Raw genomic sequence first — 22,433 nt, 5'->3', positions numbered from 1 at the left:
CTGCTCAGGACCGGGAGGAGGAACCGCCATGTTTAGTCTCGACAACGTACTTGAAGATCTCTGGCCGCAGGCAAAACCGGCCCCCTGGCAAAAAAGCCTGCTGCGAAAACTGCTTCACGAGGAAGAGTTTCAGCAGTTTGCCGACCGCCACCGGCACCTTAAAGGGCTGGATATGGTGGAACAAGTCCTCGAACATCTGCAAATACGCTGTGAAATCCCGCCAAAATCCCTGGAAAACATCCCCGAAAGCGGCCCTCTGGTCATCATCGCTAACCACCCTACCGGTACCCTCGACGGGTTGGCGCTGCTGTATGCCGTCTCCCGCGTGCGCCGCGATGTGAAAGTCGTCACCAACCGAATGCTGAGCCACCTTGAGCCGCTAAGCTCACTGTTTATTCCGGTCGATAATATCAACGGCCGCACGCGCAAGAGCGCCTTTACGTTGATGGAGCAGCAGCTCCAGCAGGGCGGCGTGCTGATTTTCTTCCCGGCAGGTGAAGTCTCACGCCTGACGCGTCGGGGTATCAGCGACGGCTACTGGCACTCCGGTTTTATCAAGCTTGCGGCAAAATACCGCACCCCGCTGTTGCCGGTGTTTATTCACGCCCGCAACAGCGCCCTGTTCTATGCCAGCACGCTGATTTCTTCAACGCTGCCGTTATTGTTACTGGTGCAGCAGATGTTCCGCCGCCGCAACTCGAGCCTGCCGGTGACCGTGGGCCAGCGTATTCCCTGGGAAAGCTGGTACAACACGCAAACGCCATCGCGCGAGCTCGCCAAAAAATGCCGCCAGCACGTCGCGCTGCTGGGTAAAGGTCTTGCAGGGAAATTCAAAACCGAAAGCGCCATCGCCCGCCCGGAAGACCGCACCGTACTGCGCCGCGAACTGGCGCAGGCGGAATGCCTGGGCAGTACCGCCGACGGTAAACGGATCTACCTGTGGCAGCGAAACGGCCAGGAAGAAGCACCGCTGCTGCGCGAACTGGGACGACTGCGCGAGATTGCGTTTCGCGCCGTGGGCGAAGGCAGCGGCAAGCGTCGCGATGTCGACAGCTACGACGACAGCTACCTGCACCTGATCCTCTGGGATGATGACGATCTCGAGATTGTCGGCGCTTACCGCTTTATGCCAGGTGCCATGCTGCAACAAAAACAACGCGTAGAAGATCTCTACAGCCACAGCCTGTTCCACTACGACGCCTCGATGGACGGCATTTTGCAGGAGGGGATCGAGCTTGGGCGCAGCTTTATTCAGCCGCGCTACTGGGGCCGCCGCGGTCTGGATTATCTGTGGTTCGGCATCGGCGCTTATCTGGCGCGCTATCCGCAGTATCGCTATCTGTTTGGCCCGGTCTCAATTTCAGGCGGTATGCCGCCCGCAGCGCGCGATCTGCTGGTAGCGTTTTACCGTCAGTGGTTCCCGGCGACCTGCCAGCTTGCGGTCTCACGCCGTCCCTACCCCACCAATCTGACCGAGGCGCTGGGGCAGTTTACCGGTGAGGATTACAACGAAGATCTGACCCGGCTTAAATCCCTGCTCGGCAACCTTGGCTGCGGTATTCCGCCGCTGTACAAGCAGTATTCAGAGCTTTGCGAGCCAGGCGGCGTACAGTTTATGGATTTTGGCAGCGACCCGGATTTCAATGACTGCGTGGATGGCCTGGTCATGGTTGACCTCACCCGACTTAAGGCCAACCGCTACCAACGTTATATCGGCGCCCATCTCTAACCCCGATAAAACGGCTTATCCCCCAGAATGGTCGCCCGGTGCATAATGCGCCGCTGCGGCAGATAATCGGCGTTGGCGTAATGCTGCGTCACCCGATTATCCCAGATGGCCAGGTCGTTCGGCTGCCAGCGCCAGCGCACCTGAAACTCCGGTTTGGTGACGTGGGCGAAGAGAAAGTTCAGCAGCGCATCGCTCTCTTTTGCCGTCAGTCCGTCAATGCGGGTCGTAAAACCTTCGTTGACGAACAGCGCCTGCTTGCCGCTGACCGGATGGGTACGCACCACCGGGTGCAGCAGCGGCGGATGCTTAGCCACCGCTTCACGCCAGCGCTGATGCTCACCTTCGCTTCTAAGGTGCTTATATTCCGGGAACGACTTTCTGAAATCATGCTCCGCCTGCAATCCGCTCAACAGCGTCTGTAGCGGCGGTGAAAGCGCTTCAAAAGCGGCAATCCCGCTGGTCCACAGCGTATCGCCACCGGTGGAGGGCAGTTCCTTCGCTGCCAGAATGGCGCCAGCAGGCGGCGTGTCAATAAAGGTCACATCGGTGTGCCAGTTGTCGTTATCCGGTGGATTATCGTTATGGGTATCGAGCAGGATTATCTCCTCCACCCCGTCGGCATGCGGATACACCGGATGAATATGCAGGTCGCCGAAGCGCTGCGCCAGCGCCCGCTGCTGCAGGGGGGTAACCGGCTGTTCGCGCAGGAAAATCACCTGATGGCGCAGCAGCGCATGATAGAGCTGCTCGAACTGGTTATCGCTCAGCGGACGGCTGAGATTCAGGCCAGAAACCTGCGCGCCAATATACGGGCCAAGGGGAATTATCGTCAGACGTTCACTCATTGTGTTTCTCCATGCCAGGGCGTCAGGCGGCGTTGCAACGCGCGCAGTCCCAGTTCTAAAACGAAGGCGATCGCCGCGATCACCGCGATCCCGGCCAGTACCACATCGGTCGCCAGAAATTCACCGGCCGACTGCACCATAAAACCTAAGCCCCGGGTGGCGGCGATAAGCTCCGCGGCGACAAGCGTTGACCAGCCGACGCCAAGGCCAATCCGCAGCCCGGTCAACATCTCCGGCAACGCGCCGGGCAAAATCACGAACCACAGCACCTGCAGCCTGCTGGCTCCCAGCGACTGCGCCGCCCTCACCCGCACCTGTTGGGTACTCTTCACCCCGGCCAGCGCCGACATGGCCACCGGTGCAAATATCGCGAGGTAAATCAGCAGGATCTTCGAGGTTTCACCGATACCAAACCAGATAACCATCAGCGGTAAATAGGCGAGCGGCGGCACCGGGCGATACAGTTCAATCAGCGGATCGAGGATCCCGCGCAGCGTTGGGCTCAGGCCCATCGCAATCCCTACCGGGATACCGATAATCGTGGCGGCCAGCAGGGCGATAAGGATCCGCATCAGGCTGGCCGCCAGATGCTGCCAGAGGGTCGCATCCATAAACCCCTGTGCGCCAGCGATGGTCACCAGCTTGTGCAGTACCTGTCCCGGCGGCGGCAGGAACAACGGGCTAATCAGCTGTAACGCCGCGACTGCCCACCACACCGCGAGCACCACCAGCAGCGTTGCCGCGCTCAGGGTCAGCTGACGTGAGAACGGCCAGCGCCAGGCAGCACGGCGACGAGCCGGTTTATCATTAATGACGATGCTCATGAGAAGGCCTCCCGCTCGTCAAAGACCCGGCTTAAGATGTATTCCCGCTTTGCGATAAACTGCGGGTCAGACTTGATGCTGCGGCAGGATTCCCCGGCGATAAAACGGTGGGCAAAATTCAGCGACAACCGTTCCACCACCCGGCCTGGGCCCGGCGAAAGCAGGACAAGGTCGGTCGCCATAAACACCGCCTCTTCGATATCGTGAGTGATCAGCAGTACCTGTTTGCCGGTATCGTGCCACAGGCGCAGCAGCAGGGTTTGCATCTGCTCGCGGGTAAAAGCATCCAGCGCGCCGAAGGGCTCGTCGAGCAACAAAAGCTGTGGATCCGCCGCCAGCGCCCGCGCAATCCCGACCCGCTGACGTTGGCCGCCGGAAAGCTGCCAGATAAAGCGCTTTTCAGCCCCTTCCAGCCCGACTTTTTTCAGCAGCTGCTGCGCGACGGCCCGGCGCTCTTCACGACCCACGCCCGCCAGCTGCAGACCAAACGCCACGTTGTCCTGCACGTTGCGCCACGGCAGCAGACCTTCATTCTGGAACACCACGCCACGTTCAGCCGCAGGCCCGTTAACCTTCTGCCCGTTCAGCAGAATGTTGCCCGAGTCGTACGGCTGAAACCCGGCAATCAGGTTTAGCAACGTTGTCTTACCGCTGCCAGAAGGGCCGAGCACAACCAGCAGCTCGCCGCGCTCAACGCTGAGGTTAATGTCCTCGAGCACCGTTTTACCGCCGTAGCGCGCCGATAAATGAGAAACCTGCAGCATCATGCCCTCCTTATTTCACAAAGCGGTCGGTCACATACTGGCTGTAATCGCTGGCCACAGCCGGAACTTTGCCCTGCGCTTTCAGGAACTCAGCGGTGTCGACGATGGCTTTATTCACCGGTCCGGAGAGCTGTTGCACCTGCTGTTCACGGGTGAGATAGGTGTTACCTTTCACCAGCCCCGGCACGTCGGCCTCCGGTACCCCGCTCAGGCGCGCCAGACTCTGGATGTTCTGCGGCTGCCTGAGCCAGGCTTCCGGGTTGTCGATATAGGGACGCTGTGCCGCAATCGCGCTGTTGGCAAATGCTTTCACAACTTCAGGATATTTTTGCGCGAAGTCTTTACGCACCACCCAGACGTCGAGCGTTGGCGCTCCCCAGCTTGCCACGGTCGAGGAATCGGTCAGCACCGTGCCGTCTTTCTCCAGCGCGTTCACCGCGGGCGCCCAGACGTAGGCACCGTCAATGTCTCCCCGTTGCCAGGCCGCAATAATCGCCGGTGGTTGTAAATTGAGGATCTGCACCTGGCCGGGCTTGATGCCCCAGTGCTTGAGTGCCGAAAGCAGGCTGTAGTGCGTGGTTGAAATAAACGGTACGGCAATGCGTTTTCCAATCAGGTCTTCTGGCTTGGTGATCCCCTTTTTCACCACCAGCGCTTCAGAGTTGCCGAGCTGCGAGGCCAGCAGGAAAACCTCAATGGGTACCTGTTGACTGGCGGCCACCGCCAGCGGACTGGATCCGATATTGCCAATCTGCACATCGCCCGAGGCAAGCGCGCGCACTACGCTCGCACCGCTGTCGAATTTGCGCCAGTCGACGGTCGCCCCGCTCTCTTTCGCAAAGGTGTTCTCTGCCTGAGCGACTTTCGCCGGTTCAGCTGACGTTTGATATGCCACGGTCACGTTAACGGCCTGAGCCTGAAATGCCAGCAGCGCCAGCGCCGCAAGCCATGTAATACGCGATGTCTTTGCCATATTGACTGCCCCTCATTTTGTTATGAGAGGCAGTATTTCCGTCATCGCGGAGTTGATAAAGGAATAAAAACGTCTGGTTCATTCCAAATCGTTTTTAGAAAAAAACCAGTAATCGATAGTGAAAAAACCGCTAAGCCACCAGGTGCAGGCGGGCGCGCCGTGGGCTGAGCCGGGGATGTTGGGTGATGATAATATAGAGGAAGGGTCGCCAGGCCATTGCAGTATCTCCCAGGCAGTACTTTATTTAAGCCTTATCTTATTCCGGGAAATAACCTTCAACCGAAGGTATGAACATTAATTACACAACTCATGAAAAAGCACGAGAGATTATTTCAATCGCTTTAATATTTAATTTTAAACTTATCGTAAATATACAAATTTAAATTTTACACTATCCTTCTCACCTGTTTTTTAAAACCTAATTAGAATAGCCCCCATTGTTCTGGCTCACCTTCGGGTAGAGCCTTTTTACTTTTATCCCCTGGAGTCAATATGGTTCTGGACTATGTGGCTTTAGCCGTCCTGGTGGCGGTAAGCCTGATCCTGTTTTACGGTATCATCGCTATCCACGATATTCCGTATGAGCTGTCAAAAAAACGCAACCACCCCCATCAGGATGCTATTCATTACGCGGGCTGGGTTAGCCTCTTCACCCTGCACGCCTTGTGGCCTTTCCTGTGGATCTGGGCCACCCTCTGGCGTGAAGATCGCGGTTGGGGACTAAAACATCTGACCGATGAGCACCGGGATATTAGTCAGCAGATGGTGGTTCTGCATAATCAGGTTCTGGTACTGACTCAAGAACTCGGACAATTAAAAGAGAAGCTGGATAAAAAAACTACCGCTGAGGGTAATAAGTAATGGATGCTTTATTACTGCTGACCTATGCCGCTCTGTGCATTGCTGCATTTAAAATTTTCAAAATTCCATTAAATAAATGGACGGTGCCAACTGCGGTACTCGGCGGTGTCGTATTGGTGGGGTCATTAATCCTGCTGATGAACTACAACTTCCCGTACAGCGATATTGGTAAACAAGCCTACCGTACCATTCCGATTGTGTCTCAGGTTCGCGGTCGGGTGATGGAAGTGCCGGTCAAAGCCAACGTGATGCTGAAAAAAGGCGACGTGCTGTTTACCCTCGACCCGACGCCGTTCCAGGCGCGCGTTGACGATCTGCGTGCGCAGGTCAAAGCCGCCAGCCAGGATGCGTTGTCGCTTGATTCCGGCCTGAGTGAAGCCAAAGCCCAGCTCAATAAAGCCATCGCCGAGCGCGATCAGGCCCAGCGTGAATATGCCCGTTATAACGAAGGGCACGCAAAAGGCGCGTTCTCCGATCAAATGGTCGATACCCGCCGTCAGACCTATAAAGCTGCGGAAGCTACCGTCGTTGCCGCCCGGGCGAACGTCGCCTATGCGCAAAACAGCCTCGATTCCGTTGTGAATGGGCAGAACACCAAAGTCGCATCACTGTTGGCTCAGTTGCGCAAAGCCGAATTTGATCTGGAAAATACCGTCATTCGTGCCCCCTCTGCGGGCTACGTCAGCATGGTTGGTCTGCGTCCTGGTACAATGTCAACGGCGCTCGGTCTGCTGCCGCTGATGACGTTTGTACCGACCGACGATAACACCGAGCTGACCTTCGTTGCGGCCTTCCGCCAGAACTCAATGCAGCGTCTGAGCGAAGGTTACAAAGCCGAACTGCTGTTCCCGGGAATTCCGGGTACGGTCTTCAGCGGTGAGGTAGTCGAAGTGCTGCCTGCCATTGGTGAAAGCCAGTTCCAGGGCCAGGGCACGCTGTTAACTACCAATACGCTGAGCCAGCAAGGGCGAGTGATGGTCAAAGTGAACGCCACCGACGAACGCCTGAAAAACTACAAGCTGCCGCAGGGTACAGAGGTGCACATCGCCATCTATTCTGACCACTTTAAACACGTGTCGATCATCCGAAAAATATTGATCCGCATGAAGAGCTGGGAAAGCTATCTGTACCTCGATCACTAATCCTCTAAAGCCGGTCTGCCATGACCGGCTTTTTTTTTGCCTGCCCCACCAATTCACGCGGCTATCCGAAAAAGCGTTATTAGGCTACTTATATAGCCCCTCAGATCCCCCTTCTGAAAATACGGTCAGAAAGTCCTCAAATTCGACGGATTGAACTGCGCCGTACCTGCAACAATGTGTAAAGTTGTGTGTGTTTTTATTTGCATCAACCTGATGGGATCTGCAGTCTTTATCTTTCTCTTGTGAAATGGAGTGTTTATGAAAAAGTGGATGAAGTGGTTAGCCGCCTTTGCGGTTGTGGGTGCGCTGGCTGGCTGTGCGCGTACTGCACCGATTGATAACGTGCAATCAACCGTGAGCGCCGGTCATACCGAAGCACAGGTTAAAAATGCCATTCTGAAAGCGGGCGCACAGCGCCAGTGGATCATGAACGACGCGGGCCCGGGCGTGATTAAAGCGCGTCAGCAGAACCGCGACCACGTTGCTGAAGTTCGCATCACTTACTCAGCTACTGGCTACAGCATCAAATACGACAGCAGCCTCAACCTGCTGGCTTCCGGCGGTAAAATTCACAAAAACTACAACCGTTGGGTACGTAACCTCGATAAAGACATCCAGATCAATCTGGCCTCCGGCGCGGCACAATAAATCGCGCTAAAGTCGGGCCAGTTTTGGCCCGATAACTCTTTTTTGCCCAGGACAGGTCGCCCACGCATGTACGAAAAGGACTCCCTCAGCGCGCTTGATGCCATCACCGAAGCTCAGCGTATTGCATTTGCCCCTATGCTCTTTCAAACCGCACTCAGCCTGCGTAACGCGGGCGTGCTGGCCTATCTTGATAAGCAGGGGAAACAAGGAGCAACGCTCGACGAGATCGTTGCTCACGGCGCGCTCAATGAGTATGCCGTGAGTGTTCTGCTCGACATGGGGCTCAGCGGTCGCATCGTCACCTGTAAAGATGAGCGCTACTGTCTGTCGAAGGTGGGGCATTTTCTGCTCCACGACGCGATGACCCGCGTGAACATGGATTTCACCCAGGACGTGTGTTACCAGGGGCTTTATTTCCTCGACGATGCGTTAAAGGCAGCGAAGCCTGCCGGGCTGAAAGTCTTCAGCGACGCCGAGACTATTTATCCCGTACTGTCGCAGCTGCCGTCCCCGGCGCGGGAGAGCTGGTTTGCCTTCGATCACTACTATTCTGACGCCGCCTTTAACGCCGCACTGCCGCATATTTTCGCAAGCTTGCCCGGAGTCCTGTACGATGTCGGCGGAAATACCGGTAAATGGGCGCTGCGTTGCTGCAAATTCGATGAAAATGTCGCGATAACGATCCTTGATTTGCCACAACAAATTGCGCTGGCCCGCCAGAATGTCGAAAATGCAGGATTATCTCATCGCATCAGCTTCCATGCGGCGGATATGCTAAGCGATGCGCCGCTACCCGGCGAAGCCGATATCTGGTGGATGAGCCAGTTCCTCGACTGTTTTTCACCCGAGCAGATTGTCGCCATGCTGACACGCATTGCTGCGGTGATGAAACCCGGTGCCCGGCTGTGCATCATGGAACTGTTCTGGGATGCGCAGAAATTTGAAGCGGCTTCGTTCAGCCTGAACGCCTCGTCGCTCTATTTCACCTGTATGGCCAATGGCAATAGCCGTTTTTACAGCATTGAAAAGTTTTACCGCTATCTGGAAATGGCAGGTTTCCGGGTGGAACAACGCCTCGATAATCTCGGCGTTGGGCATACTTTATTGATATGCGAGAAGTTTTAATATCCAACGGACACACGTTGATGAAATTTGCATTAAACCTTATCGACTGGCAGGCACGAGCGCCTGGACTGAGTGAAACGTCACAGTGGCAGCAATGGTCACGGCAGCCCTTTGCCATCGATCCCAGCGCCGCGCAGGCAAAACTGACCGAATTGCCAATGATGACCGCCCGACGTCTTAACTCGGGCAGCAAACTCGCCGTTGAGTGCGGGCTGGCCATGCTGCGCCAGCATGCCATCGACGCCGTGCTCTACACCAGCCGCCACGGCGAACTGGAGCGCAACTACCGCATCCTGCAGGCGCTGGCGACCGAACAGGCGGTCTCACCCACCGACTTCGCGATGTCGGTACACAACTCCGCCGTCGGTAACCTGACCATCGCGGCAAAACAACCGGTGGTCTCTTCATCGTTGTCTGCCGGGCGTGACACCTTCCAACAGGGGTTATGTGAAGTTATCTGCCTGCTGCAGGCGGGCTATAAGCGTGTGCTGATGGTCGATTTTGACGGCAGTTTGCCGGAGTTTTATCATCCGGGTCTGCCGCCGCAAATGCCCACCTGGGCCTACGCCGTCGCGCTGGTGTTTGAAGCCGGAGAGGCGCTGCAGTGCACCTCAACGCCGGCAGACGAAAGCGCAGAAACACCGTTGCCGCAGAGCCTGCAATTTTTACAGCACGTTCTTAGCGATACCCCGGACTTTACCCTTGCGGGCGATAACCTGCAGTGGCGCTGGAGCCGCACGCAATGAGCCTGGCCGCCCGTCTCAATCAGTTCTGGCGTCTGCTGATGACCGGAATGTGCTTCGCGCTGTTTGGCGTGGGCGGGTTGCTGCTGTCGCTGGTCTGGTTTAACCTTCTGTTACTCACGGTGCGTAATAATAACCGCCGTCGACGCATCGCCCGGCGCAGCATCTCTTTCAGCTTCCGCCTCTTCCTGCGGGTCGCCAAACTGACCGGCGCGCTGGATTACCGCATCGAGGGCGCTGAAATTTTGCGTCAGGAGCGAGGATGTCTGGTGGTGGCGAATCATCCCACGCTGATTGATTACGTGCTGATTGCGTCCGTGATGCCGGAAACTGACTGTCTGGTTAAGAGTGCCCTGCTGAAGAATCCCTTCATGAGTGGCGTTATCCGCGCCGCAGATTACCTGGTCAACAGCCAGGCCGATGCCCTGTTGCCGCAAAGCCAGCAACGACTGGCGCAAGGTGACACTATCCTGATTTTTCCGGAGGGCACACGTACCCGTCCGGGAGAAAAAATGTCGCTCCAGCGCGGCGCGGCCAATATCGCCGTGCGCTGTGAGAGCGACCTGCGCATTGTAGCGATTCGCTGCAGTGAACACCTGCTCGATAAACAGAGCAAATGGTATAACGTGCCGCCCGCCAAACCGCTATTTACCGTCACGGTGGGTGAACGGGTACGCATTACCGATTATTATGATGCTAAAACACAAGAACCGGCGCTGGCGGCAAGGCAGCTTAACCGGCATCTTTTAGAGCAATTACAATTAGTTGAAACTCCTTTTTCAGGACTTAATGATGCAAGCGCTTTATCTTGAAATTAAAAATCTTATTATTGAAACCTTAAATCTGGACGAACTGACCGCGGACGACATCGATGCCGATGCTGCGCTGTTCGGGGATGGATTAGGTCTGGACTCTATCGACGCATTAGAGCTTGGTCTGGCGGTGAAAAATCAGTACGGCATCGTCCTGTCCGCAGAGAGTGAAGAGATGCGTCAGCACTTCTACTCCGTGGCAACCCTGGCCGCTTTTATTCACTCACAACGCGCCTGATAACGAGTCCGATATGACAGAACAACACGCTATCTACCAGGAAGTCTCTGCGCTTCTGAGCAAACTTTTTGAACTCGCCCCGGAAGACATTACCCCCGAGGCACGCCTGTACGAAGATCTCGAGCTGGACAGCATTGATGCCGTCGACATGATCGTGCATCTGCAGAAGAAAACGGGCATCAAGATCAAACCGGAAGAGTTTAAAGCCGTGCGTACGGTGCAGGATGTCGTCGACGCCGTAGAACGTCTGATGCAAGACGCCTGATCCCATGCGAGGCTTCAGAACGCTGCCTGTCGTTCAGGTAGCGACCGGGGCGCTGCTGCTGGCCTGGCCGTTTGTCATCTGGTTTGGTCTGGCACACAACAGTTTGCACTGGCTGCTGCCGCTGATGGCACTGCTGCTGGTTTTACGCTTACGCCAGGCGCGGAAAAATGCCGGGCCGATGCGCTTTGTCATGCAGAGCGTGGCGCTGGCGGGCATCGCGCTGTGCGTGGCAAGCGTACTGCTGAAAACCCACCAGCTGCTGCTGTTTTATCCGGTCGTGGTTAATGCGGTGATGCTCAGCGTCTTTGGTGGGTCGCTGTGGAGCGCCATGCCGCTGGTCGAGAGACTGGCGCGCCTGCGCACCCCCGATCTCCCCCCGCAGGGCGTACGCTACACCCGTCGTGTGACGCAAATCTGGTGCCTCTTCTTCATTTTTAACGGAACTATCGCGCTCTTTACCGCCCTGCACGGCGATATGCAAATGTGGACCACCTGGAACGGGATGCTGTCCTATTTGCTGATGGGCGCACTGATGGCGGGCGAATGGCTGATTCGCCGCCAGGTCATGAAAAGAGACACACCATGAATCAGACGCTTCCCCTGTCGCAGTGGCTTTGCGCCCCGCGCAGTGATGAAACCGTCATCGCCTGGCTTGGCGATCACAGCTGGACTCTGGCTCAGCTACGCTACGACGTCGCGACGCTGCTCGCAGACCTGAATAAGCAGGAAGGCTCCCGCTGGGCGCTGTGCTTTGAGAACAGCTATCTGTTTATCGTCGCGCTGCTGGCGACGTTGCATGCGGGTAAAACACCGGTTATCCCCGGCCACTGCCGCGCTTCGCTGCTGGACGAGCAGCGCGCGCTGTTCGACGGCGTATTGAGCGACAGCCCGCTGGCGTGGCACGGCCCGCAGCTGCTGGTCGATTCCGCGAAATGCGCTAAGGCACCAGCAACCGCGCTGCCAGCCATAGCCGCCGATGCTTTTGTCGAGCTGTTCACCTCTGGCTCAACCGGGCAACCGAAACGGGTGGTAAAAACCATCGCCATCCTCGATGCGGAAGCCGCCCTGCTTGGCACGCGTTTCGCTGAACGTCTGGTGGGTTGCCGGGTGGTGGCCTCCGTGGTGCCGCAGCACCTCTATGGTCTGACCTTCCGTATTTTCCTGCCGATGGCGCTGGGGCTACCGCTGCACGCAGCCATGCTCTACTACGCCGAACAGCTGGCAGCGATTAGCCCGCAGCACCGCTATCTGTTCGTCAGCAGTCCGGCGTTCCTCAAACGCCTTGACCACCAGCTTGCGCCGCCGCCGATAGAAATGATCCTCTCCGCGGGCGGTATGCTGCCCTGGCAGGACGTAACCGATTCGCAGTCCTGGTCTGGTATCTGGCCGGACGAAATTTACGGCAGCACCGAGACCGGGATCCTCGCCTGGCGTCACCGTCAACAGGACGACATTCCGTGGCTCCCCTTCCCCGGCGTGCAGATAACCCCGGAAGGCGATGCCTTTCGCGCACGATCTTCGCTTATCACCGATGCCGACGGCCTGCTGCTTGACGACGTGCTGCACTTCAACGACGACGGACGTTTCCGCCTTGCCGGACGTCGCGGGCGGGTCGTGAAAATTGAAGAGAAACGTATTTCACTGAGCGAAGTGGAACGGCGTTTGACCGATCTCGAAGGGATCCGTGAAGCGGCGGCTATCCCTGTCGCCCGCGGAGGTCGTCAGGGCATTGGCGTGCTGCTGGTGCTGGATGACGCTCTCCACCACCGCTGGCAGGAGACGCACAGCAAAGCGCTGGAGCTGTCCTGGCGCCGGGCGCTGCTGCCGTGGCTTGAGCCGGTAGCCATCCCCCGCTACTGGCGGGTGCTGGACGAGATCCCGGTCAACAGCATGAACAAGCGCGTTTATGCTCAGTTACAGGAGTTATTTGATGAAACCTAATGAAATTCAGCGCCAGCAGGCGCCGGGCGGGGAGACGGAGATTGTGCTGCATCTCGATCCAGCCCTTTTCTGGTTTCAGGGCCATTTCGCCGTACAGCCGCTGCTGCCCGGCGTCGCCCAGCTGGAGTGGGTGATGCACTATGCCACCACCCTGCTGGCGCCCGGTTTTCGTTTTCACAGCATTCAGAACGTCAAGTTTCAGGCGCCGCTGCTGCCTGACACCACCGTAACCCTGACGCTGAAGTGGCTGGAAGCGAAGCAAATGCTGACCTTCAGCTTCCAGCGCCACGAAGGCGACGCCCGCCACACCGCCAGCAGCGGGAAGATCCGTCTATGTCAGTAGCGTTCTCTCCCTGCATTCTTATCCCCTGCTATAACCACGGCGCAATGATGCCGAAGGTTCTGGCGCGTCTCGCACCGTTCGACCTGCCGTGCATTATTGTCGATGACGGCAGCGACGAGGCCACCCGCACGGTACTGGAAACGCTGGTCGCAGAGCAGCCCGACGTGACGTTGCTGCGTATGGCGCAAAACGCCGGTAAAGGTGCGGCGGTGATGCATGGCCTGCAGGCCGCGCAGCAGATGGGCTTCAGCCATGCAGTGCAGGTGGATGCCGACGGTCAGCACGCTATCGAAGATATTCCGCGGATGCTGGCCCTTGCTGAACAGCACCCGCAGGCGCTGATTTCCGGTCAGCCGATTTATGATGACTCTATTCCCCGCGCCCGGCTGTATGGCCGATGGGTCACTCACGTCTGGGTGTGGATTGAGACCCTGTCGCTACAGCTGAAAGACAGCATGTGCGGCTTTCGCGTTTATCCGGTCGCCCCAACGCTGCAGCTGGCGCGCCGGGTGAAGATCGGCAAACGGATGGACTTCGATACCGAGGTGATGGTTCGCCTCTACTGGCAGGGTAACACCAGCTATTTTGTTCCCACCCGGGTGACCTATCCCGAGGATGGACTGTCGCACTTCGACGCCCTGAAGGACAACGTGCGCATCTCATTGATGCACACCCGGCTGTTCTTCGGCATGCTGCCGCGCATTCCTTCCCTGCTGCTGCGCCGTCGTTCATCGCACTGGGCGCAGCAGAAAGAGGTCAAGGGTCTGTGGGGGATGCGCTTTATGCTCACCGTCTGGCGGCTGCTCGGGCGCAACGCGTTTACCGTGCTGCTGTGGCCGGTGGTTGCCGTCTACTGGCTGAGCGCGACCCGCGCCCGCCAGGCCTCGCAGAACTGGCTCGCGCGGGTGCGCCTGCAGCTTGCCGCCCGGCAGATGCCGGTGCCAAAGCCCTTCAACAGCTATCACCATTTCCTGCGCTTCGCCAACGCCATGCTGGATAAGATAGCCAGCTGGCGCGGTGAGCTGCACTTTGGCCGCGACGTGGTCTTTGCTCCGGGAGCCGAGGCCACGCTGGCGCTCGATAAACCGCAGGGCAAACTGCTGCTGGCCTCGCATCTTGGCGACGTTGAGGCCTGTCGGGCGCTGGCGAGCCTAAAAGGTACCAGCACTATCAACGCGCTGGTGTTCAGCGAGAATGCTCAGCGCTTTAAGCAAATCATGGAAGAGATGGCCCCGGAAGCCGGAGTGAACCTGTTACCGGTGAACGACATCGGCCCGGAAACCGCCATCATGCTGAAAGAGAAGCTCGAACGCGGTGAATGGGTAGCCATCGTCGGCGATCGTATTGCGGTCAACCCGCAGCGCGGCGGCGATTTCCGCGTCACCTGGAGCCCGTTTATGGGCCAGCCGGCACCGTTCGCCCAGGGACCGTTTATTCTCGCCTCGATTCTGCGCTGCCCGGTGCTGCTGATTTTTGCGCTACGCCAGCAGGGCGTACTTAACATCCACTGCGAACCGTTCGCCGACCCGCTCCTGCTGCCGCGCGCCGAGCGCCAGGCCGCGCTGGAGCAGGCCATCCACCGCTACGCCGCGCGTCTTGAACATTACGCGCTGCTATCGCCGCTGGACTGGTTTAACTTTTTTGATTTCTGGCAGCTGCCAGACGCCGCCGATAAGGAGTAAAGGGTGCTGACCGATCCCCGCTTTACCGCCGAGGTTGAACTGACCGTACCGTTCCACGACGTCGATATGATGGGCGTGGTGTGGCATGGCAACTATTTTCGTTACTTTGAAATCGCCCGCGAGGCGCTGCTCAACCAGTTTGATTACGGCTACCGGCAGATGAAAGCCTCCGGCTACGTCTGGCCGGTGGTGGATACCCGGGTGAAGTACCGCGACGTACTGACCTTTGAACAGCGTTTTCGCGTGCGCGCGAAGCTCGAAGAGTATGAAAACCGCCTGCGTATTGGTTATCAGATTTTCGATGCCGCCAGCGGTAAACGCACCACGACCGGCTACACCATTCAGGTAGCGGTAGAGGAACAAAGTCGGGAGATGTGCTTCGTCAGCCCGGCGGTCCTGTTTGAACGTATGGGAGTCACGCTATGAAATTCTGGCCCGTTGTTCTGCTGCTACTGAGCCCGTTCGTCAGCGCCGTAACCCTCGACGAGCTGCAGCAGCGCTTTACCGAGCAGCCGGTGGTGCGCGCTCATTTTGATCAGACCCGGACGATAAAAGATCTGCCACAGCCGCTCAGATCGCAGGGTGAAATGTTGATCGCCCGCGATACCGGCCTGCTGTGGGATCAGAAAACGCCGTTCCCGATGCTGCTGATGCTCGACGATAAGCGGATGGTGCAGGTGATAAACCACCAGCCAGCACAGGTGATCACCGCCGAAAATAACCCGCAGATGTTCCAGTTTAACCATCTGCTGCGCGCGCTGTTCCAGGCCGACAGAAAGGTGCTGGAGCAGAACTTCCGTATTGATTTCCAGGATAAGGGACAGGGCCGCTGGACGCTGCGTCTGACGCCAACCACCACGCCGCTGGATAAGATCTTCGCCACGATCGATCTGGCGGGACAAACGTATCTGGAAAGTATTCAACTGAATGATAAGCAGGGCGATCGCACCGATATCGCGCTTTCTCAACATCAACTGACGCCCGCCACGCTGACCCATGACGAACGCCAACGCTTTGCCGCCCAGTAATTCCCGCCGCCCGGCGCTGCTGTGGGGCATATTGTGCCTGGCGCTTGTCGGCGCACTGCTCGTGCTGCTGCCGCAGTCGCGGATGAACAGCAGCGTGCTGGCGATGCTGCCAAAACAGGCGCTGGGGGCAATCCCTCCGGCGCTGAATGACGGCTTCATGCAGCGCCTCGACCGCCAGCTGGTGTGGCTGGTAAGCCCGGGGAAAACCGCCGATCCGAAAGCCGCACAGGCGTGGCTCACCGCGCTGCAAAAATCATCCGCACTCAGCGAGGTGAAAGGCCCGATGGATGCAGCCGGTCAGCAGGCCTGGGGCGCGTTCTTCTGGAGCCATCGCAACGCGCTTATCGATAGCGCTACCCGTGCGCGGCTGCAAAACGGCGGCGAAGCGCAGGCGCAATGGATCCTCTCCCAGATGTATTCGGCGTTTTCCGGCGTCAGCGGGAAAGAGCTTAAAAACGATCCGCTGATGCTGATGCGCGGATCGCAGCTGGCGTTAGCGCAGAACAGCCAGCGCCTGCAGCTCAAAGACGGCTGGCTGGTGACCCAGGACGAGCAGGGCAACTACTGGTATCTGCTGCACGGCGAGCTTGCGGGCAACTCCTTCGATATGCAGCAAACCCACCAGCTGGTTACTACCCTTGCCGGACTTGAAGGCGAGCTTAAAGCGCAGTACCCACAGGCGCAGCTGCTGTCACGCGGCACGGTGTTCTACAGCGATTACGCCAGCCAGCAGGCCAAACGCGATATTTCGACCCTCGGCGTGGCCACCATTCTTGGGGTTATTCTGCTGATTGTGCTCACCTTCCGCTCCCTGCGACCGCTGCTGCTGTGCCTGATTTCTATTGGCATCGGCGCGCTGGCGGGTACGGTGGTGACGCTGCTGCTGTTTGGTGAACTGCATCTGATGACGCTGGTGATGAGCATGAGCATCATCGGTATTTCGGCTGACTATACGCTCTACTACCTCACCGAACGGATGGTGCACGGCGCGGAGCATTCGCCGTGGCAAAGCCTGCTTAAAGTGCGTAATGCTCTGCTGCTGGCACTGCTCACCACCGTGGCCGCCTACCTGATTATGATGCTGGCCCCCTTCCCCGGCATTCGCCAGATGGCGGTGTTCGCGGCGGTGGGACTGAGCGCTTCCTGCCTGACGGTGCTGTTCTGGCACCCGTGGCTGTGCCGTGGTTTACCGGTGCGCCCGGTTCCCGCCATGGCACCGATGCTGCGCTGGCTGGCGGCCTGGCGGCGCGACAAGCGGCTGCGTATTGGTCTGCCGGTGGCGTTGACGCTGCTGTCGCTAACCGGGCTGGCGCTGTTAAAAGTGAATGACGATATCTCGCAGCTGCAGGCGCTGCCGCCGTCAATTCTGGCACAGGAAAAAGCCATCACCCGCCTGACCGGCCAGAGCGTCGATCAGAAGTGGTTTGTGGTGTACGGCGATACGCCGGAGCAGACCCTGACGCGCATGGAAGCCTTTACGCCAGCGCTCGAAGCGGCGCGCAGAGACGGTGTGCTGAAGAGTTACCGCACGATCCCATTAAACTCGCAGGCGCGCCAGCAGCAGGATCTGCAGCTGCTGCGCGACGCAACGCCTGCGGTTGAGCGCACGCTGCAAAGCGCCGGACTCAGTGCCGTCACGCCCGATCTCAGCCCGATGACCGCCACCGTCGACGCCTGGCTGCAAAGCCCGGCCAGCGAAGGCTGGCGGCTGATGTGGTTGACGCTGCCAAACGGTGCCAGCGGGGTGCTGATCCCGGCCGATGGCGTCACCGACAGCCACGCGCTGGCGGTGCTGGCGGCGAAACAGCCGGGTATTGCGTGGGTCGATCGTAAGCTGACCTTCGATGCGCTGTTTGCCGAGTACAGAACCCTGCTGACCGGCCTGCTTGGCATCGCGCTCGCGGTGATTGCCTGCGGCGCGGTTGCCCGCCTGGGCTTACGCAAGGGGCTGATAAGCCTGGTGCCGTCGGTACTGTCGCTCGGCTGCGGGCTGGCAGCCTTGTCGCTTAGCGGTCATTCGGTGAACCTGTTTTCACTGCTGGCGCTGGTGCTGGTGCTCGGTATCGGCATCAACTACACCCTGTTCTTCAGTAACCCGCGCGGTACGCCGCTGACCTCGCTGCTGGCGATTACCCTCGCGATGCTGACCACGTTATTAACCCTTGGCATGCTGGTCTTCAGCGCCACCCTGGCTATCAGTAGTTTCGGCATTGTGCTGGTGAGCGGTATTTTCACCGCTTATCTGCTTTCGCCATTAGCCATGCCGGACAAAAAACGAGAAAAACGATGATGAAACTCTCCCTCTGGCGCGCTGTCGCCCTGCTGGCCGCCTTCACCCTTGCGGGCTGTAGCCATTCGGTTCAGGAAAATAACGGTCGCCCGCAGGCCTGGCTGGAACCTGGCGCGCGCGTCACATTACCGAAGCCGGGGATAAGCCCGGCGGTCAACTCGCAGCAGCTGCTGACCGGCAGCTTCAACGGCCAGACCCAGTCGCTGCTGGTGATGCTCAACGCCGACGACAAAAAGCTGACCCTCGCGGGGCTCTCTTCCGTCGGGATCCGTCTGTTCCTCGTGACCTATGATGAAAAAGGGCTGCATACCGAGCAGTCGATCGTCGTGCCACAGCTGCCGCCGGCAAGCCAGGTGCTGGCAGACGTGATGCTAAGCCACTGGCCGATCAGCGAGTGGCAGCCGCTGCTGCCAAAAGGCTGGACCCTCATCGATAAGGGTGATAAACGTGAACTGCGCAACGCCCGTGGCACGCTGGTGACGGAAATTATCTATCTGCAGCGCAAGGGCAAACGCGAGCCTATCAGCATTGAGCAGCACGCCTTTAAATACCACATCACCATTCAATATCTGGGTGACTGAGATGATCTACATTTCTGCCATCGGCATGATTAATGCGCTGGGCAACAACGCAGCAGACGTGGCGGCGAACCTGACCCGTGGCGTGTCGCCGGGGATGCGCCCACGCGCAGGCTGGCTGCAGGGCTTCCCTGAGGCGGTACTGGGCGGCGTGGACGCGGAGCTGCCGCCCATTCCCGATAGTTTTTCTGCTCATCGAACGCGCAACAATCAACTGCTGCTCGCGGCGCTGGCGCAGATCCAGCCGCAGGTGGATGAAGCCATTGCACGCTATGGCCGCGACCGTATCGCCGTGGTGATGGGCACCAGCACCTCGGGGCTTAACGAAGGCGACGCGCACGTTAATCTTTCGCTGAACCAGCAGCCGAGCCCGCACTGGCAGTACCCGCAGCAGGAGCTCGGCGATCCGTCACGTTTTCTCAACCGCTGGCTGGGGCTTGCGGGCCCGGCGTTTACCCTTTCCACCGCCTGCTCATCCAGCGCCAGAGCTATCATCAGCGGTCGCCGCCTGATTGAGGCCGGGCTTGCCGACGTGGCCATTGTCGGTGGTTCTGACACCCTGAGCCGGATGCCGGTTAACGGTTTCAACAGCCTGGAATCCCTTTCCCCCACCCTGTGCCAGCCGTTTGGCCGCGACCGCAGCGGCATTACCATTGGTGAAGGTGCCGCGCTGATGGTGCTGACCCGCGAACCGCAGCCCATTGCGCTGCTGGGCGTCGGGGAATCCAGCGACGCATGGCATATCTCCGCGCCGCATCCGCAGGGCGAAGGGGCGATTCGGGCGATTACGCAGGCACTCAACGACGCCGGGCTACAGCCGGATGACGTGGGCTATATCAACCTGCACGGCACCGCCACACCGCTCAACGATCAGATTGAATCCAGAGTGGTGCATGACCTCTTTGGCGAACGAGTTCCGTGCAGCTCGACCAAACATCTCACCGGCCATACGCTGGGCGCGGCGGGGATAACGGAGGCGGCGATCGCCACGCTTATTCTGCAAATGCAGCTGCCGCTGCCGCCGCAGGACTTCAGCCGCGGCGAGATTGACCCGACGCTGCCTGCCTGCGGCGTTCTGCGTGAGGCGCAGCCGCTGGCCCGCCCGGTTATCCTCTCCAACTCATTTGCCTTTGGCGGTAACAACGCCAGCATTCTGCTGGGGAGAGTGTCATGAGCCACTATTTAGCCCCTGCCAGCTACCTGCCGCACGAGGCGCCGATGCTGTTGCTGGAAGAGGTGGTTAACGTCACTGACAATACCGCCCATTGCCGGGTCACCGTCAGCCGCCACGGCGTACTGGCACCGTTTATCGATACCCAGGATCATCTGCCAGGCTGGTATGCGCTGGAGCTGATGGCCCAGACCGTCGGCGTATGGTCAGGCTGGCACCGTCAGCACGACGGCAAAGAGTGCATCGCGCTCGGCATGGTGCTCGGCGCGCGCGAACTGGTCTGCGCCGAAGGGCATTTACCGGCGGGAGCAACTCTCGATATTGAGGTGAAACTGCTGATGCAGGACGAACGTTTTGGCAGCTTCGAATGCACCATTAAAGCAGATGGCGCTCAGCTTGCCAGCGGTCGCGTTAACACCTTCCAGCCGACGAACGAAGAATTAACCACGCTTTTTAATCAGGGAGATAGCGCATGAGTCGCTCAGTGCTGGTCACCGGAGCCAGTAAAGGAATTGGACGCGCAATTGCCCGTCAACTTGCCGCCGATGGATTTACCGTTGGCGTTCACTACCACCGCGATGAGGCGGGGGCAAAAGAGACGCTGGCCGCCATTGAGCAGGCGGGCGGCACGGGCCGCGTACTCGGTTTCGACGTTGGCAACCGCGAGCAGTGCCGCGAGGTGCTGGAGCAGGAAATAGCCCAACATGGTGCCTGGTACGGCGTGGTCAGCAACGCGGGCATTACCCGCGACGGCGCGTTTCCGGCCCTGAGCGAAGACGACTGGGACAGCGTTATCCATACCAATCTCGACAGCTTTTACAACGTCATTCACCCCTGCATTATGCCGATGATTGGCCTGCGCCAGGGTGGGCGGATAATTACGCTGTCTTCGGTATCCGGAGTTATGGGTAACCGCGGCCAGGTGAACTACAGCGCGGCGAAGGCCGGGATCATCGGCGCGACCAAAGCGCTGGCTATTGAGCTCGCCAAACGCAAAATCACCGTTAACTGCATTGCCCCCGGACTGATTGATACCGGGATGATAGAAATGGAAGAGGCGGCGCTGAAAGAAGCGATGGCGATCATCCCGATGAAGCGCATGGGTCAGGCCGAGGAAGTCGCCGGGCTTGCCCGCTATTTAATGTCCGACATTGCGGGCTACGTCACCCGACAGGTCATTTCCATCAACGGAGGGATGCTATGACTCGTCGCGTTGTGATAACCGGGATGGGCGGCGTCACCGCCTTTGGCGAGAGCTGGGATGCGGTTTCCCGCCGTCTGCTGGGCTACGAGAACGCCGTACGCAAAATGCCAGAATGGCAGGTTTATGACGGCCTGAACACCCTGCTCGGCGCACCGATCGACGATTTCACGCTTCCCGAGCACTATACCCGCAAGCGCATCCGCGCAATGGGCCGCGTGTCGCTGCTCTCGACCCGTGCCAGCGAACTGGCGCTGGAGCAGGCCGGGCTGATTGATGACCCGGTACTCACCAACGGTGAAACCGGGATTGCCTACGGCTCTTCTACCGGCAGCACCGGTCCGGTGAGCGAGTTTGCCACCATGCTGACCGAGAAACACACCAACAACATCACCGGCACCACCTACGTACAGATGATGCCACACACCACGGCGGTGAACACCGGGCTGTTCTTCGGCTTGCGCGGTCGGGTGATCCCGACCTCCAGCGCCTGTACCTCCGGCAGCCAGGCCATCGGCTACGCCTGGGAAGCCATTCGCCACGGTTACCAGACCGTGATGGTGGCAGGTGGCGCGGAAGAGCTCTGTCCTTCGGAAGCCGCGGTGTTTGATACGCTGTTCGCAACCAGTCAGCGCAACGACGAACCCAAAACCACGCCTTCACCGTTCGATCAGAAGCGCGACGGGCTGGTGATTGGCGAGGGTGCAGGCACGCTGGTGCTGGAAGAGTTAGAGCACGCCAAAGCGCGCGGGGCGACCATCTACGGGGAGATCGTCGGCTTTGCCACCAACTGCGACGCGGCGCACATCACCCAGCCCCAGAGCCAGACGATGCAGGTTTGCATGCAGAAGGCGCTGAATATGGCAGGGCTTGGACCACGCGATATTGGCTACCTCTGCGCGCACGGCACCGCGACCGATCGTGGCGATATTGCCGAGAGCCAGGCCACTGCGGCAATCTACGGGGATAACGTGCCAATCTCCTCGTTGAAAAGCTATTTCGGCCATACCCTGGGTGCCTGTGGCGCGCTGGAAGCGTGGATGAGCCTGCAGATGATGCGCGAAGGCTGGTTTGCCCCTACCATCAATTTGACCCATCCGGACGAGCAGTGCGGCGCGCTGGACTACATCATGGGTGAAGCCCGCCGTATCGACTGCGAGTATCTGCAGAGCAACAACTTTGCTTTCGGCGGGATCAACACCTCCATCATCATTAAGCGCTGGGCGTAAC

Annotated in this window: 25 protein-coding genes; 21 read left to right on the top strand and 4 right to left on the bottom strand. The window is 58.8% G+C overall.

All coding sequences use genetic code 11. The annotated features are described in order from the left end of the window. Nucleotides 1-28: 28 nt before the first annotated feature. Entirely contained in the window at nucleotides 29-1,729 is a 1,701-nt protein-coding gene (olsF, locus tag C7387_RS20410; RefSeq protein WP_120817372.1) for a bifunctional ornithine lipid synthase OlsF, read from the top strand. On the opposite strand, the gene tauD is transcribed toward olsF, so the two are convergent. Genes tauD through tauA form a run of 4 tightly spaced genes read right to left on the bottom strand, consistent with a single transcriptional unit; the run spans nucleotide 1,726 to nucleotide 5,135 of the window. Next, nucleotides 1,726-2,574, bottom strand: coding sequence for a taurine dioxygenase (gene tauD, locus C7387_RS20405; RefSeq protein WP_120817371.1), 849 nt, complete (start codon nucleotides 2,572-2,574; stop codon nucleotides 1,726-1,728). The genes olsF and tauD overlap by 4 nt on opposite strands. Further along, nucleotides 2,571-3,398, bottom strand: coding sequence for a taurine ABC transporter permease TauC (gene tauC, locus C7387_RS20400; protein WP_006818710.1), 828 nt, complete (start codon nucleotides 3,396-3,398; stop codon nucleotides 2,571-2,573). Before tauC ends, tauD begins: the two co-directional genes overlap by 4 nt. Beyond that, a complete protein-coding gene (gene tauB / locus C7387_RS20395; RefSeq protein ID WP_038254172.1) occupies nucleotides 3,395-4,162 on the bottom strand; it encodes a taurine ABC transporter ATP-binding subunit in 768 nt (255 codons plus the stop codon). The genes tauC and tauB overlap by 4 nt, the downstream gene beginning before the upstream one ends. Nucleotides 4,163-4,172: 10 nt before the next feature. After that, a complete protein-coding gene (tauA, locus tag C7387_RS20390) occupies nucleotides 4,173-5,135 on the bottom strand; it encodes a taurine ABC transporter substrate-binding protein (protein WP_006818708.1) in 963 nt (320 codons plus the stop codon). A gap of 492 nt (nucleotides 5,136-5,627) precedes the next feature. Between tauA and C7387_RS20385 the strand changes: the two genes are divergently transcribed. The 20 genes from C7387_RS20385 to C7387_RS20290 all read left to right on the top strand — a co-directional run bounded on the left by C7387_RS20385 (nucleotide 5,628) and on the right by C7387_RS20290 (nucleotide 22,432). Then, the gene (locus C7387_RS20385; protein WP_006818706.1) at nucleotides 5,628-5,996 is read left to right on the top strand and encodes a DUF3302 domain-containing protein; all 369 of its coding nucleotides are present in this window, start codon (nucleotides 5,628-5,630) and stop codon (nucleotides 5,994-5,996) included. Next, nucleotides 5,996-7,138 (top strand): HlyD family secretion protein, encoded by a 1,143-nt coding sequence (locus C7387_RS20380; protein ID WP_006818705.1) that lies wholly within the window; start codon nucleotides 5,996-5,998, stop codon nucleotides 7,136-7,138. Before C7387_RS20385 ends, C7387_RS20380 begins: the two co-directional genes overlap by 1 nt. A gap of 258 nt (nucleotides 7,139-7,396) precedes the next feature. Then, nucleotides 7,397-7,786: a lipoprotein gene (locus C7387_RS20375; RefSeq protein ID WP_006818704.1), complete on the top strand. Its 390-nt coding sequence runs from the start codon at nucleotides 7,397-7,399 to the stop codon at nucleotides 7,784-7,786. 66 nt (nucleotides 7,787-7,852) lie between these two features. Next, nucleotides 7,853-8,911 (top strand): methyltransferase, encoded by a 1,059-nt coding sequence (locus tag C7387_RS20370; RefSeq protein WP_006818703.1) that lies wholly within the window; start codon nucleotides 7,853-7,855, stop codon nucleotides 8,909-8,911. A gap of 20 nt (nucleotides 8,912-8,931) precedes the next feature. Then, entirely contained in the window at nucleotides 8,932-9,657 is a 726-nt protein-coding gene (locus C7387_RS20365) for a beta-ketoacyl synthase chain length factor (RefSeq protein WP_120817370.1), read from the top strand. Next, nucleotides 9,654-10,466 carry a lysophospholipid acyltransferase family protein gene (locus C7387_RS20360; protein ID WP_120817369.1) on the top strand — a complete coding sequence of 271 codons (813 nt, stop codon included), beginning with the start codon at nucleotides 9,654-9,656 and terminating at the stop codon, nucleotides 10,464-10,466. The genes C7387_RS20365 and C7387_RS20360 overlap by 4 nt, the downstream gene beginning before the upstream one ends. Next, nucleotides 10,447-10,704 (top strand): phosphopantetheine-binding protein, encoded by a 258-nt coding sequence (locus C7387_RS20355; protein WP_023245908.1) that lies wholly within the window; start codon nucleotides 10,447-10,449, stop codon nucleotides 10,702-10,704. The genes C7387_RS20360 and C7387_RS20355 overlap by 20 nt, the downstream gene beginning before the upstream one ends. A gap of 13 nt (nucleotides 10,705-10,717) precedes the next feature. After that, nucleotides 10,718-10,969 (top strand): acyl carrier protein, encoded by a 252-nt coding sequence (locus tag C7387_RS20350; RefSeq protein ID WP_120817368.1) that lies wholly within the window; start codon nucleotides 10,718-10,720, stop codon nucleotides 10,967-10,969. A 4-nt stretch (nucleotides 10,970-10,973) separates the two neighbouring features. Next, nucleotides 10,974-11,555 carry a COG4648 family protein gene (locus tag C7387_RS20345; RefSeq protein ID WP_120817367.1) on the top strand — a complete coding sequence of 194 codons (582 nt, stop codon included), beginning with the start codon at nucleotides 10,974-10,976 and terminating at the stop codon, nucleotides 11,553-11,555. After that, nucleotides 11,552-12,910 (top strand): AMP-binding protein, encoded by a 1,359-nt coding sequence (locus C7387_RS20340; RefSeq protein ID WP_120817366.1) that lies wholly within the window; start codon nucleotides 11,552-11,554, stop codon nucleotides 12,908-12,910. The genes C7387_RS20345 and C7387_RS20340 overlap by 4 nt, the downstream gene beginning before the upstream one ends. Next, entirely contained in the window at nucleotides 12,900-13,253 is a 354-nt protein-coding gene (locus C7387_RS20335) for an ApeI family dehydratase (RefSeq protein ID WP_006818696.1), read from the top strand. The genes C7387_RS20340 and C7387_RS20335 overlap by 11 nt, the downstream gene beginning before the upstream one ends. After that, nucleotides 13,244-14,935: a glycosyltransferase family 2 protein gene (locus C7387_RS20330; protein WP_120817365.1), complete on the top strand. Its 1,692-nt coding sequence runs from the start codon at nucleotides 13,244-13,246 to the stop codon at nucleotides 14,933-14,935. The genes C7387_RS20335 and C7387_RS20330 overlap by 10 nt, the downstream gene beginning before the upstream one ends. Before the next feature lie 3 nt (nucleotides 14,936-14,938). Further along, nucleotides 14,939-15,361 carry an acyl-CoA thioesterase gene (locus tag C7387_RS20325; RefSeq protein ID WP_006818694.1) on the top strand — a complete coding sequence of 141 codons (423 nt, stop codon included), beginning with the start codon at nucleotides 14,939-14,941 and terminating at the stop codon, nucleotides 15,359-15,361. Beyond that, nucleotides 15,358-15,963, top strand: a complete 606-nt coding sequence (locus C7387_RS20320; RefSeq protein ID WP_006818693.1) for an outer membrane lipoprotein carrier protein LolA — start codon at nucleotides 15,358-15,360, stop codon at nucleotides 15,961-15,963. The genes C7387_RS20325 and C7387_RS20320 overlap by 4 nt, the downstream gene beginning before the upstream one ends. Next, nucleotides 15,932-18,253, top strand: coding sequence for an MMPL family transporter (locus C7387_RS20315; RefSeq protein WP_120817364.1), 2,322 nt, complete (start codon nucleotides 15,932-15,934; stop codon nucleotides 18,251-18,253). Before C7387_RS20320 ends, C7387_RS20315 begins: the two co-directional genes overlap by 32 nt. After that, nucleotides 18,250-18,834 (top strand): DUF3261 domain-containing protein, encoded by a 585-nt coding sequence (locus C7387_RS20310; RefSeq protein ID WP_120817363.1) that lies wholly within the window; start codon nucleotides 18,250-18,252, stop codon nucleotides 18,832-18,834. Before C7387_RS20315 ends, C7387_RS20310 begins: the two co-directional genes overlap by 4 nt. A 1-nt stretch (nucleotide 18,835) precedes the next feature. After that, entirely contained in the window at nucleotides 18,836-20,005 is a 1,170-nt protein-coding gene (locus C7387_RS20305; protein ID WP_038254145.1) for a beta-ketoacyl-[acyl-carrier-protein] synthase family protein, read from the top strand. Beyond that, nucleotides 20,002-20,478 (top strand): hotdog family protein, encoded by a 477-nt coding sequence (locus C7387_RS20300; protein ID WP_120817362.1) that lies wholly within the window; start codon nucleotides 20,002-20,004, stop codon nucleotides 20,476-20,478. Before C7387_RS20305 ends, C7387_RS20300 begins: the two co-directional genes overlap by 4 nt. After that, the gene (locus C7387_RS20295; RefSeq protein WP_006818688.1) at nucleotides 20,475-21,206 is read left to right on the top strand and encodes a 3-ketoacyl-ACP reductase FabG2; all 732 of its coding nucleotides are present in this window, start codon (nucleotides 20,475-20,477) and stop codon (nucleotides 21,204-21,206) included. Before C7387_RS20300 ends, C7387_RS20295 begins: the two co-directional genes overlap by 4 nt. After that, entirely contained in the window at nucleotides 21,203-22,432 is a 1,230-nt protein-coding gene (locus tag C7387_RS20290; protein WP_120817361.1) for a beta-ketoacyl-ACP synthase, read from the top strand. The genes C7387_RS20295 and C7387_RS20290 overlap by 4 nt, the downstream gene beginning before the upstream one ends. Nucleotide 22,433 lies beyond the last annotated feature (1 nt).

The organism is Yokenella regensburgei (assembly GCF_003634235.1).
Classification (GTDB): Bacteria; Pseudomonadota; Gammaproteobacteria; order Enterobacterales; family Enterobacteriaceae; genus Yokenella; species Yokenella regensburgei.
This window is presented reverse-complemented; position numbering and strand designations above follow the sequence as displayed.